Here is an 11,889-nt window from a genome sequence, read left to right as displayed (position 1 = left end):
ATTTTATAAACGATTTTATAATTCTTGATCTTTTGCGATCGCAGATAAATTAATATCCCACTGTGTCTCTGCTAATACGAGTAAACTCACCACCATGATCACTGCTGTGGCTAAAAATTGCCAACCCATGACATAAGGTAAAATAAAAATACCCAATAAATGGCCTAACCCTACTAATAATAAAGCACGGGAATTTAACCCCAACGCTGTGATAATATACCCTAAGCTACACAACCCTAACCAAAGATGAGATAGGTTAGCCAGAATAATACCCAATCCAAAAAAAATACCACAGTCAGTCAACGCGACACCACTAACCATCAAAATAACCCAAGCGTACAAGATCCAATTAAGTTGTCTTTGCTTTACCCAAAAATGAGTCAGAATCATCATGGACAAGGTTCCAGCCACTGTTAAAATTGACCAAGCGATGGCCTGAGTTGTCCAGCTAATGGGAGAAAATTGAGCCGTTAAAAAGATAAAGGCAACAATTAAGCCCCAAATAATGCAAACTTGATCTAAACAGCTATATAAACCAGAATATAGCGTTTTACCAGCAATTTTGAGATAAAGACTTACTAAAGATTGATATTCTTGACAATAGACATCCCTCTGCTTTCGTCTTAAAATGGGTTTCCTTTGATCTAATAAATTCATTGAAAATCGACTAATGCAAATATTAAATCTTAAATGTAACGTATTTTTAATAAACTTTACAAGGATCTATCTTTTTTTTCAAGGCTATGGTAACGTGAGTTCGGAGTTAGGAGTGAGGAGTTAGGAGTTATAATTTTTTTAACCAGAGAATGAAGGTTTGAGACTTCTGATTTGAGTCAGTTTTCTCGAAATTTCCTTATATCGAACTCAGGTATGGTAAGGAGTCAACTTCTCTACAATAATTAAGAAAAGATTATAAATATTAGTTATTAATGATTATTGTGGTAGTTAATCTAAATTAGAAATTGTCAAATAAATAATTGTCATTCCGAGGTACGAAGAATCTTGTTAAAGTCTTGATCAGAATTCTTACTACAATATTATGAATTGTTAACAAAAGAGGAAAAAATAAGATAAATTTTGAGAAAAAAATCAAACAATCTAACTAAGAAAAAAACAAGTACAAACTGTAATCATTTCCGTAAAAAATAACGAAATCTTAAGCCCATTTTCCTAGCAGATATATCTATGATTATTTGAGGGAGTGTCAAAAAATCCCCCCTGTGTTAAAAACTTGTGCAATAAGTCCTATGGATAAACAACAACTGTGGCAACGTTACCAAGATTGGCTTTATTATCATAAAGGATTGGGTGTTTATGTTGATATTAGCAGAATGCGCTTCGATGATAGCTTAGTTACACAACTAACCCCAAAATTTGACAAAGCCTTTGCAGATATGGAAACCCTAGAAAGTGGGGCGATCGCCAACCCGGATGAAGGACGCATGGTGGGACATTATTGGTTGCGGGACCCAGAGTTAGCCCCCAATGATGAAGTGAGAAAGGAAATAACCGAACCTTTGGCTAAAATTGGCGAATTTGTGCAAAAAGTACACGCAGGAACCATTAAACCCCCCACAGCAGACAAGTTTACCCATGTCCTTTCCGTAGGTATTGGTGGATCAGCTTTAGGACCACAATTTGTGGCCGAAGCATTATCGGATGTTTCCCCTCCCATGGCGATTCATTTTATTGATAATAATGATCCGGCTGGTATTGATCGGGTTATGGATCAAATTGGTGATCACCTCAAAAACACCCTAGTCCTCATCACCAGCAAGTCAGGAGGAACCCCAGAAACCCGTAACGGGATGTTGGAAGTAAAAAATGCTTACCGTAGCAAGGGATTAGCTTTTGAACCCCATGCGGTTGCTGTTACCATGCCAGGCAGTAAAATGGACAAAGTAGCAGTGGATGATAACTGGTTGGCTAGGTTTCCTATGCAAGACTGGGTTGGGGGCAGAACTTCTGAACTATCTGCCGTGGGTTTATTACCGGCTGCCCTACAAGGGATCAATATTGATGAAATGTTGGTTGGGGCCAAGGAAATGGATGAAGCAACACGGGTTAAGGATCTCAAAACCAACCCGGCTGCTTTATTGGCTTTGGCCTGGTATTATTCGGGGGATGGTAAGGGAGAAAAGGATATGGTAGTTCTTCCTTACAAAGATAGTTTACTGTTGTTTAGTCGTTATTTACAACAGTTAGTCATGGAATCTTTGGGTAAAGAAAAGGATCTTGATGGCAATACTGTTTATCAAGGAATTGCTGTTTATGGGAATAAAGGATCGACGGATCAACACGCTTATGTACAGCAACTAAGAGAGGGTGTTCCTAACTTTTTTGCTACCTTTATCGAAGTCTTAGAAGATGGCAGAGATACCATTTTTGAAATTGAACCTGGAGTGACTTCTGGGGACTTTTTATCGGGTTTTTTGCAGGGAACAAGACAAGCTTTATTTGAGAATAATCGTGACTCGATTACTATTACTATTCCTCAAGTTAATCCTCGTATTGTTGGTGCTTTAATTGCCTTGTATGAAAGGACTGTTAGTTTCTATGCTTCCTTGGTTAATATTAATGCTTATCATCAACCTGGAGTGGAAGCAGGGAAGAAAATGGCTGCCTCTATTTTGGATTTACAAGCTAAGGTACAAACGGTGATTAAAGAAACTTCTGAAGCGTTAGATATGGCAACTTTGGCAGAAAAAGCTGGTTCTCCTGATGAGGTGGAATCTGTTTATAAAATTGTCCGTCATCTCGCTGCAAATGGTCGCAGTGTAAGCTTAGAGGGTGAGTTAACTAATTTGAAAACCTTGAAAGTTTCTGCTAGTTAATTAATTGGGTGGGCAACGCCCACCTTAGTTAATCTTAAATTGTTAAACTAGAATTATGCGTATTTAAAAAATTGAGAAAAAAATTATGACCATTGCATCAGAAAAACAAATTTATACCCCAGAAGAATATTTACAATTAGAAGAAAAATCAACAGAAAAACATGAATATCGTAACGGAGAAATTGTTCTAATGACTGGAGGAACAACTAATCATAACCGTCTTGTTCTTGAGTTTTGTACTTACTTAAACTTTGCTTTAAGAGAACAAAATGCAGAAGTATTTGCAGGAGATGTTCGTTTGTGGATTCCTGATTATCGTGAGTATACTTATCCCGATATTATGGTAGTTCAAGGCCAACCTGTTTATCAATCCCCAGGCACAACTACTATTACTAATCCTACTATTATTGTGGAAGTTTTATCCAAGTCAACTCAAGCAAGAGATCGAGGGGATAAATTTCGTTTTTATCGGTCTGTCCCTGAGTTTAAAGAATATATTTTAATCGATCAATATACTGTCTTAGTTGAACATTTTGTCAAAACATCTGACCATCAATGGATGTTAACAGAATACGAAGCAAAAGAAGCTAATTTATCTTTAAATTCGGTGAATTTTGAGATTAGTTTAGAGGAGTTATATAAACGAGTTAATTTTGATGAGGAAGTTTAAAAGGTTATTATATAATCAAGTCGTTTTTTCACAAAAGTTATGCAGTATTTGTATCAATCTTTTCCTGCAAAAAAAACAATGGGGGCTTATAATATTAAGCCCCTACATATTATTAGCTCCAGTTCCCCTCCTGGGAGGGGTTAGGGGTGGGTTAACTTCCTTACCCTTGAGGGGTTAACCAACCTGCACTCAAAATGATAGTTAAGGAAATAAAAGTGATACTAAGACCCCAAGTAACTTGATTTAAGGTTTTCTCAGCACTTTTAGCAGAAGTAAATAACTGTGCTTGTCCTCCAATACCTCCTAAACCGTCTCCTTTGGGACTGTGTAAGAGGATGAGAACCACCAATAAAACCCCAGATATGGTCCAAATAATTTGCAGTAGTTGTGGTAGTGTCATCGTTTCTTTAACAATTGTTTATGTTTTCCCATCTTACCCTAACGACCGATACGAACAGGAGTACGATTGGCTCGAATTTCTACTTGTGTCGGTTCAATCAGCGATCGCCCGGTCATTTCTGAGGGTGTATCCAGTTGTAAAATTTGCAGGATAGTCGGGGCAATATCTGCCAGTTTGCCATCTTCTCTGAGTTCCACTAAACCCCCGTGGCCGGGAATTTTCCGTTGTTCTCCTTCTATTAAAATCAAAGGAACCGGGTTGGTGGTGTGTGCGGTCCAAGGGTTGCCACTGTCGTCTTTCATGGTTTCGGCGTTACCGTGATCAGCAGTGATGAGAACAGTTCCCCCCAGTTTACTAACACTAGAGAGTAACTTCCCTAAACAATTATCTACGGTTTCGATCGCCTGGATGGCCGCCTCTGTATTGCCAGTATGACCCACCATATCGGGGTTAGCATAGTTAATGACAATCAGGGAATAAACGGCTTTATCTATGGCTTTACAAGCAGCTTTTGTCACTGCTTCAGCAGACATAGCTGGAGACAGATCATAAGTCGCTACCATAGGACTTTGAATTAATTCGCGATCTTCCCCTTCTAAGGGTTCTTCTAAACCCCCGTTGAAAAAGTAGGTGACGTGGGGGTATTTTTCTGTTTCTGCTACACGAAACTGTTTTAACCCCTCACGGGCCACAACTTCCCCTAAAATATTGTTGAGATTTTGGGGTTCAAAGGCTACTTTAACAGGTAGTTTGGGGTCGTATTGGGTAAAGGTGACAAAACTCAGAGGAGTGATTAATTCGCGCTCAAAGCCGTCAAAATTAGGCACAGTCAGGGCAGAACAAAGCTGTCTGGCGCGATCTGGTCTAAAATTGAAGAAAATTACCCCATCTCCCGCTTCTATGGCACCTGGGGCGATACGAGTGGGGGGAATGAATTCGTCTGTTTTCTCTTGAGAATAAAAATCTTTTAGCACTTCAACGGTGGAACGTCCATCACCATCCCCGTCTTGGGTGATTAAATCGTAGGCTAGTTTAACCCGATCCCAACGGCGATCGCGATCCATGGCATAATAACGCCCACTGACGGTGGCAATGCGTCCGATACCCAGTTTTTCGATGTGATCCTCGATTCTGGCGATCGCTTTTATCCCGTCCGTTGTGTTGGTATCTCTGCCATCGGTGATTGCATGAATGCAAACATCCTGGAGATTTTGCTTTTGCGCTAGGTTCACAAGTCCTAACAAGTGGTCCAAATGGGAGTGAACGCCACCTTCAGAACATAAGCCAATCAAGTGCAGTTTCCCGTTGCGAGAAGCCACTTCTTGGCAGAGGTTAACCAGGGCTTGATTGTCGTAGATAGAACCATCTTCCACTGCATCGGATATTCTGACTAACTCTTGGGGAACAATGCGCCCGGCACCAAGGTTGAGATGTCCTACTTCTGAGTTGCCCATTTGGCCTTGAGGCAAACCAACTTCTTTACCCGATGTTTTAATTAGGGTTCTGGGATAGGTTGTCCATAGGCAATCCATTACTGGAGTGTTTGCCATGAAAACTGCGTTATCTTCTTCTATGGAACGATAACCCCAGCCGTCTAATATTACCAGCACCACTGGAGATACAGGTGCTTGTGCCATATTAATTTACCTACGTTGTATTTTCCATGCTGTTCAATTATAACATTTTTCCTGTACAATTATCTAGTTTTGTCTGTATTCTGGGTTACTTTTTTTCTATGGTCATCATACTTATCTTGTTTCTTTGATAATAGGGATATTTTTAGGTGATAAAGCAGCAAATAAACGTGTTTTTCTGGTTTAAGATTTCTCTGATCAACTTTTTGGGCTTTGTTCACTATTTTTTGCTAGACTTTAAGATAAGATTATGTTTCTAAAGTCATGAAATCATAAAAAATAGGCTTTTTGATTATGGTATCTCAGTTTAATTCGTTAGAAAATGCTCTCAAAGAATACTTTGGTTACGATCAATTTCGTCCAGGTCAAAAACAGATTATTACTGAGGCTTTAAATAATAAGGATTTATTAGTAATTATGCCCACAGGAGGAGGAAAGTCTTTATGTTTTCAACTTCCGGCATTACTCAAACCGGGGTTATGTATAGTGGTATCACCTCTTATTGCTTTAATGCAGGATCAAGTTGATTCTTTACTGGATAATGGTATAGGCGCAACTTTTTTAAATAGTACCTTAAGTAGAGAGCAGTTAAAGTCAAGAGAGAATGCTATTTTAAACGGTAAGATTAAGTTATTATATGTTGCACCTGAGAGGTTATTACATGACAGTTTTTTGAATTTTTTAGATTTTTTAAATCAAAAAGTAGGTTTATCTAGTTTTGCTATTGATGAAGCTCATTGTGTTTCTGCTTGGGGTCATGATTTTCGTCCAGAATATCGAAAATTAAAACAATTAAGATTTCGTTATCCTACTGTTCCCGTAGTGGCTTTAACTGCAACAGCAACTAAACGGGTTAGAGAGGATATTATTGAACAATTAGGATTAGAAAAGCCTTTCGTTCATCTGGCTAGTTTCGATCGTCCTAACTTATACTACGAAGTTCAACCAAAATCTAGAAGAAGTTATACTCAATTATTAAATTATATTCGCAGTCAAGAAGGTTCAGGAATTGTCTATTGTTTAAGTCGTAAAAATGTTGAAACAGTTGCTTTTAGACTACAAAAGGATGGAATTGATGCTTTACCCTATCATGCTGGAATGTACGATGATGAGAGAGCAATAAATCAAACCCGTTTTATTCGGGATGATGCGAGAATTATTGTAGCAACTGTTGCCTTTGGAATGGGTATTAATAAACCTGATGTTCGCTTTGTTGTTCATTATGATTTACCCAGAAATTTAGAGAGTTATTATCAAGAATCTGGTCGTGCAGGAAGGGATGGAGAACCAGCAAATTGTGCTTTATTTTTGAGCTTTGGTGATCTAAAAAAAATTGACTATTTAATCGATCAAAAAAGTAGTCCAAAAGAGCAAAAAATTGCTCGTCAGCAGTTACGACAAGTTGTAGATTATGCCGAAGCTAATGAATGTAGAAGAACGATTATTTTAAGATATTTTGGACAACAACATAAAGGAAAGTGTGATAACTGTGATAATTGTAAAAATCCTAAACCAATCGAAGATTGGACAATTGAAGCACAAAAATTCTTATCCTGTGTTGCCCGTTGCCAAGAAAAATTTGGCATGACTCATATTATCGATGTTTTAAGAGGATCTAAAAAGAAGAAAATTGAAAAATATGGACACCATTTACTCTCAACTTACGGCATAGGTAAAGAGAGAAGTACAGAAGAATGGAAGATGTTAGGACGTTCATTAATACATCAAGGTTTTGTAAATGAAACTACCGATGGATTTCCCGTTTTAAAATTAAATAAATATAGTTGGGAAATCTTCAGAAACGAGCGAAAAGTAGAAATTGCTGTTACAGAATCATTAAGTTCAAAAGAATTAAATGATTATAACCCCAGAAAAGCAGAAAGTGATTTATTATTAGATAAATTAAGAGAGTTACGTAAACATTTAGCAGATCAAAATCGTATTGCACCCTACGTTATTTTTGCCGATTCTAGTTTAAGATTAATGGCACAAATTAAACCCCAAACTATAGAAGCATTTAAAAAAATTTCTGGGGTAACTGCTTATAAAGCGGAACAATATGGAGATAGTTTTGTTTCAGTAATTAGGGAATTTTGCCAACAGCAAAGTTTACCCACTCCCTTACCTACTAATACAAATATGACCACCTTACAATTGTATCAACAAGGATTAACTATTCCAGAAATTGCCGAGAGAAGAAGCTTAAAACAATCCACTATTTATGGACACATTGCGGCCTTAATAGAAATGAATCAACCTATTGATGTTGATACCTTGGTTTCAGAACAGAAAAAAGCCATGATTATTAAATGTATTCAAACCATTGGGGATGGTGCATTAACCCCTTTAAAAAATCATTTAGGAGACGATTATAGTTATGGGGAAATAAAATTAATTCGTGCCTGGTATCGACAGGAAAATAAGTAGTTTATTTGGGTAAGAGAACTTTCCTGAATGTCAGAGAATCTTAACATTACTAGCGAAAATATAATGGGGGTGATTATATCATTAAAAATGTTACAAAATGTATATATCTTTACAATTAATCAGTCTTTTTGCCTATTATCGAAGTAAAGCTCCTTTAGACACAAGTGGCATAAAAAAGGTGATTAAACTCCTGAATGTGTCTATGGAAGCATAGAAGATAAAACAAGTTTTATCTCAAGATAGTTAGGAGGGATGGTTATTATGAGAACTGAAACTCAAAATCGTCAACAAAATGGTTCAAGTTTCAGAGAACAAACTGGTTTGAGCTTGAAAAATGAAGAAGTTGAAAACCAGGAGACAGGAGGTTTGAAATTGGAGGAAGGTTCAAAGGACTCCCAACTCAAAATCACTGTTAACGATGAAACTTATACCTTTTTTAGTGGGAAACCCCCGAATTACTTACCAATAAAATTGTCCGAAACAATTGGGTTAAACCGTGATCAGAAGATTCAGATAGCTGGAATAGTTGTTACTCTTATTACGGCTATAATTGGGTCAAACGGTCTTACATACTACTTGACGAACAACCAGATTTCTGTTTTAGGAGAAAATCTAAACAGTCAAATAGCAGTAGTTGACCAAACAGTAGAAATCAATGTTCAACAACTCGATCAATTGACGACCAAAGTGCAAAATGTTGACAGTAATGTAAGGAAATTGAAAGTAACAAACGGGGAGATTACTGTCGTACCACCACAACCTTTTTCCATAACACAAGGATGGACTGCTTATGGAGGTTTAGAAGTTAAACGTGATCCTACCAGCCAAAGATTAACATTTAATGGTAACTTATTAGGTGGATCAGGCGGATACGTCAAAGAACATTCTAGTTTATTGTCTTTTAGTGGTAGGAAACTTACTCTAACCGTTGTAAACTCTGGTAATTCTTCATTTGATGCCAATAAAATGTTTAAATTGGAAGCTAATGGTCAACCGGTTATCCCTCAAGAACAGGGACGAATTAATACTAACGATACCAGTTTTGTTAATGCTGGTAATGGGACTATTAGCTTTAAATTACCCAATGATCTAACTAAACTAGAATTTGTTTTTTGGAATACGAATCTTAACGATTTAACAATTTCTGGTATAGTTAGTGAGCCATAAACACCTATCAGGTGGGCAAAATCAATAATTATTCTCAGCAAGAAATGAGGTTAAAAACTTTGCCCACCCTACCTACTGACTTAATAGAAATGAATCAACCTATTGATGTTGATAGCTTGGTTTCTGAACAGAAAAAAGCCATGATTATTAAATGTATTCAAACCATTGGCGATGGTGCGTTAACTCCTTTAAAAAATCATTTAGGTAATGATTTACTTAAGTTAAGGTAAGGTAAAAATATAATTAGATAGGGTTGGTTTAATTTGATATGTAAAATTTTCTCAATAAATTGAAAATTACTCAGTACAGTAACCGAGAAAAGTATAAAGATAATGTTTGAATAAGATCCATAAATATACGGTAGTTTTTATACAATTTTGTTTTTATTCTTTAAAAGATTCTTGAAGAAATAAAATTCTTGAAAAATTAGGTGATATGACCTTATCAACAGCTTTACCAAAATCTACAAAAATCAGTGTCTGGGTATTTCCTGGCCAGGGTTCTCAAAAATTGGGAATGGGACTTGATTTGCTAAAATTTCCTTTAGCAAAACGAAGATTACAGCAGGCCGAGAATATTCTCGGTTGGTCAGTTTCGGATGTCTGGAACACTCAGAACATAAAATTATCCAATACGCAATATAGTCAGCCGTGTCTTTATGTTTTTATGACACTTTTAGCTGATTTAATGAAGCGATCGGGCTATGAGCCATGTGTGGTTACTGGTTACAGTTTTGGAGAATATGTGGCTTTGTACGCAGCCGGAGCTTATGATTTTGAAACTGGCTTAAGATTAATCCAAAAGCGAGCGGAAATTATGTCTCGGTTACCTAAAGGTTCAATGGCAACTTTAATTGGGTTTGAGGCAGATAAACTACGAGAAGAAGTTGTCAAAACTGCCGATGTTTGGTTCGCCAATGATGATCCCAAATATGCAGTTATCTCTGGAACTTCTCAAGGAATCGCATCAGTTTTATCCAATGTCTCAGTTGAGCGTGTAATTCCGTTAGAAGTTAGTGCTGCTTTTCACACACCTTTAGTAGAATCGGCTGCCCAAGAATTTCAGGCAGTTTTAGAGACTACCCCATTTAAACTGTTATCTATTCCTATTTTTTCTACTACAGATTTTGTTTTTAGTCTCAACAGAAATCAACTTAAAGACAGTTTAATTCGACAAATTACTCGACCTATAAAATGGCAAATAATTTGCCAATTATTGGTAAGTCAAGGTATCACAAAAGCAATTCAAATCGGCGGTGGTAAAGCACTACTGAAACCAATGAAAAATCTTAATCCTGACTTAGAAATTAGTAATATTGGATCTCCCGCAGATATTGATAGTCTGCTCATTCGTGATCAATTGAGAAAACTATCCATTCTCAATCCAAAACTTATTGAAAGATAACTTGGTTCGACTAAAATTATTCTATGTATGCTATTGATTCCTATTCTTTTTATTTATTTTTGAGAGAGAAAATCATGACAGTAACAATTACTTTTCAATACCCCAAAGAAACACAATGGCAAGAAAACTATCAAATTTTAACAGAGCAAATTGAAAATTTACGCGCTTATTTAGTGTTACCATTAGGAACAAGAGTTACTGATGGTACAAAGATCGGAACAATTATTGATAAGAAAATATCTTTGACCGATCATCCAGAATTTGTTGTGCTTTGGTCAGAAAACTTAACTAAAATAGAAGAACCGAGACGACTCAAACTAGAACCTATTATTAATCCCACTATTGGGATCGGAGATATGATTATTATCAATAATAAACATCAAACACAAGTAGGAGAAAGCTTTGAAATTAAGGAATTTCAAGGAGATGGTTGGGTTTTAACAACCACTGAGCAACGGTTTCATAGTGACTATTTTTATGCTTTTAGAATGATCAATGACCAAACATTGAACATTAAGCATTGAACATTTTGGTTTCAAGCCTACTTCCAAACGAATGATAAATGATAAATGAAATGACCAATAATAATCCCCAAATTTTATGATAGGATTTAGGATGACTGAAGAGTGGTTTTAATTTCATTAATTTGTTGTTTGATCCAATGATTAATTACTGATAACTTATCATTGTATAATTCAGTGCTGATGGCAAAAATATGATATATTTCGTCTATTAGTTGGTGATATTCGGATTTTGTAATCTCTCCTGTAACTAAACGAAGTCTAGCAGATACACACCCTAAAGCAGCTTTCTCATCGATTCCTTCGATGGTAGCTTGTAATCGAACTTTAACGATAAATTGATCAATGGTGCTTTCTGTAAACATTTTTTATGATAATGGTAGATTTTCTATTATTATTATGCCCAGTTTTTTTTTGAAAATCTGTGATATTTATGAAATTATACCTTGATCTTGATCACATTTTATTGAATCAATGGGAGTTTTCCCTTAATAGAACACTAGAAATATGCAGCTAGTTGACTTCTCCCCGTGATAAATCAACGGGGATTCTAAAAGTAAAAAATATCAAAAAGTCTAATTTTCTTGCTCATTCTGGTTTTTAGATGTTTGATTAGCGATCGCTAAATCTCTCAGGGTTTGAGAGCATCCCAAAGTTGCAAATTGTCCTTGATTGATAATAGTTGATCTGATTAATTTCCCCCCGTCTCCTGACATCTTGCACCTTCAAATAAAATCCTAGTTTTGTTAGAGGCAGGAGTTGAAAGGCAGGAGGCAGAAGGAGTAATAGCTAGATATAATCTTAAATAGCCAATTATGAGCAATTTAAAAGC

Annotated in this window: 12 protein-coding genes; 7 read left to right on the top strand and 5 right to left on the bottom strand. The window is 36.4% G+C overall.

What is annotated here, in order from left to right:
* Nucleotides 1-15: 15 nt before the first annotated feature.
* A complete protein-coding gene (locus tag QNJ66_RS09550; protein WP_300505673.1) occupies nucleotides 16-657 on the bottom strand; it encodes a hypothetical protein in 642 nt (213 codons plus the stop codon).
* 590 nt (nucleotides 658-1,247) lie between these two features.
* Here QNJ66_RS09550 and QNJ66_RS09545 point away from each other — a divergent pair.
* A complete protein-coding gene (locus tag QNJ66_RS09545) occupies nucleotides 1,248-2,834 on the top strand; it encodes a glucose-6-phosphate isomerase (protein WP_300505670.1) in 1,587 nt (528 codons plus the stop codon).
* Nucleotides 2,835-2,919: 85 nt separating this feature from the next.
* Complete coding sequence (locus QNJ66_RS09540; protein ID WP_300505667.1) at nucleotides 2,920-3,504, top strand: Uma2 family endonuclease; 585 nt, start codon at nucleotides 2,920-2,922, stop codon at nucleotides 3,502-3,504.
* A gap of 160 nt (nucleotides 3,505-3,664) precedes the next feature.
* On the opposite strand, the gene secG is transcribed toward QNJ66_RS09540, so the two are convergent.
* Together secG and gpmI are read right to left on the bottom strand one after the other, a co-directional pair.
* Nucleotides 3,665-3,904, bottom strand: a complete 240-nt coding sequence (gene secG / locus QNJ66_RS09535) for a preprotein translocase subunit SecG (protein WP_300505665.1) — start codon at nucleotides 3,902-3,904, stop codon at nucleotides 3,665-3,667.
* A gap of 38 nt (nucleotides 3,905-3,942) precedes the next feature.
* Nucleotides 3,943-5,541, bottom strand: coding sequence for a 2,3-bisphosphoglycerate-independent phosphoglycerate mutase (gene gpmI, locus QNJ66_RS09530; protein WP_300505662.1), 1,599 nt, complete (start codon nucleotides 5,539-5,541; stop codon nucleotides 3,943-3,945).
* 291 nt (nucleotides 5,542-5,832) lie between these two features.
* On the opposite strand from gpmI, the gene recQ reads away from it, so the two are divergent.
* The 5 genes from recQ (at nucleotide 5,833) to QNJ66_RS09505 (ending at nucleotide 11,060) form a co-directional block, all read left to right on the top strand.
* Nucleotides 5,833-7,965: a DNA helicase RecQ gene (recQ, locus tag QNJ66_RS09525; protein WP_300505659.1), complete on the top strand. Its 2,133-nt coding sequence runs from the start codon at nucleotides 5,833-5,835 to the stop codon at nucleotides 7,963-7,965.
* Between the two features lie 261 nt (nucleotides 7,966-8,226).
* Complete coding sequence (locus QNJ66_RS09520; protein WP_300505656.1) at nucleotides 8,227-9,132, top strand: hypothetical protein; 906 nt, start codon at nucleotides 8,227-8,229, stop codon at nucleotides 9,130-9,132.
* Nucleotides 9,133-9,176: 44 nt separating this feature from the next.
* On the top strand, nucleotides 9,177-9,362 hold the full coding sequence (locus QNJ66_RS09515; RefSeq protein WP_300505654.1) for a helix-turn-helix domain-containing protein: 186 nt from the start codon (nucleotides 9,177-9,179) through the stop codon (nucleotides 9,360-9,362).
* Nucleotides 9,363-9,567: 205 nt separating this feature from the next.
* Nucleotides 9,568-10,536 carry an acyltransferase domain-containing protein gene (locus QNJ66_RS09510; RefSeq protein WP_300505651.1) on the top strand — a complete coding sequence of 323 codons (969 nt, stop codon included), beginning with the start codon at nucleotides 9,568-9,570 and terminating at the stop codon, nucleotides 10,534-10,536.
* A gap of 74 nt (nucleotides 10,537-10,610) precedes the next feature.
* Nucleotides 10,611-11,060 carry a hypothetical protein gene (locus tag QNJ66_RS09505; protein WP_300505649.1) on the top strand — a complete coding sequence of 150 codons (450 nt, stop codon included), beginning with the start codon at nucleotides 10,611-10,613 and terminating at the stop codon, nucleotides 11,058-11,060.
* Nucleotides 11,061-11,146: 86 nt separating this feature from the next.
* Here the strand turns inward: QNJ66_RS09505 and QNJ66_RS09500 are convergent, their stop codons facing one another.
* Complete coding sequence (locus tag QNJ66_RS09500; protein ID WP_300505646.1) at nucleotides 11,147-11,422, bottom strand: photosystem I assembly protein; 276 nt, start codon at nucleotides 11,420-11,422, stop codon at nucleotides 11,147-11,149.
* A gap of 210 nt (nucleotides 11,423-11,632) precedes the next feature.
* On the bottom strand, nucleotides 11,633-11,773 hold the full coding sequence (locus tag QNJ66_RS09495) for a hypothetical protein (RefSeq protein WP_300505643.1): 141 nt from the start codon (nucleotides 11,771-11,773) through the stop codon (nucleotides 11,633-11,635).
* Nucleotides 11,774-11,889 lie beyond the last annotated feature (116 nt).

It is taken from the genome of Crocosphaera sp. (assembly GCF_030064895.1).
GTDB lineage: Bacteria > Cyanobacteriota > Cyanobacteriia > Cyanobacteriales > Microcystaceae > Crocosphaera.
This window is presented reverse-complemented; position numbering and strand designations above follow the sequence as displayed.

What these genes read in the sequence shown, in the direction of transcription:
- recQ (WP_300505659.1), top strand. Translation starts at nt 5,833, where the DNA reads ATGGTATCTCAGTTTAATTCGTTAGAAAATGCTCTCAAAGAATACTTT.
- QNJ66_RS09550 (WP_300505673.1), bottom strand. Translation starts at nt 657, where the DNA reads ATGAATTTATTAGATCAAAGGAAACCCATTTTAAGACGAAAGCAGAGG.
- gpmI (WP_300505662.1), bottom strand. Translation starts at nt 5,541, where the DNA reads ATGGCACAAGCACCTGTATCTCCAGTGGTGCTGGTAATATTAGACGGC.
- secG (WP_300505665.1), bottom strand. Translation starts at nt 3,904, where the DNA reads ATGACACTACCACAACTACTGCAAATTATTTGGACCATATCTGGGGTT.
- QNJ66_RS09540 (WP_300505667.1), top strand. Translation starts at nt 2,920, where the DNA reads ATGACCATTGCATCAGAAAAACAAATTTATACCCCAGAAGAATATTTA.
- QNJ66_RS09515 (WP_300505654.1), top strand. Translation starts at nt 9,177, where the DNA reads ATGAGGTTAAAAACTTTGCCCACCCTACCTACTGACTTAATAGAAATG.
- QNJ66_RS09500 (WP_300505646.1), bottom strand. Translation starts at nt 11,422, where the DNA reads ATGTTTACAGAAAGCACCATTGATCAATTTATCGTTAAAGTTCGATTA.
- QNJ66_RS09520 (WP_300505656.1), top strand. Translation starts at nt 8,227, where the DNA reads ATGAGAACTGAAACTCAAAATCGTCAACAAAATGGTTCAAGTTTCAGA.
- QNJ66_RS09495 (WP_300505643.1), bottom strand. Translation starts at nt 11,773, where the DNA reads ATGTCAGGAGACGGGGGGAAATTAATCAGATCAACTATTATCAATCAA.
- QNJ66_RS09505 (WP_300505649.1), top strand. Translation starts at nt 10,611, where the DNA reads ATGACAGTAACAATTACTTTTCAATACCCCAAAGAAACACAATGGCAA.
- QNJ66_RS09510 (WP_300505651.1), top strand. Translation starts at nt 9,568, where the DNA reads ATGACCTTATCAACAGCTTTACCAAAATCTACAAAAATCAGTGTCTGG.
- QNJ66_RS09545 (WP_300505670.1), top strand. Translation starts at nt 1,248, where the DNA reads ATGGATAAACAACAACTGTGGCAACGTTACCAAGATTGGCTTTATTAT.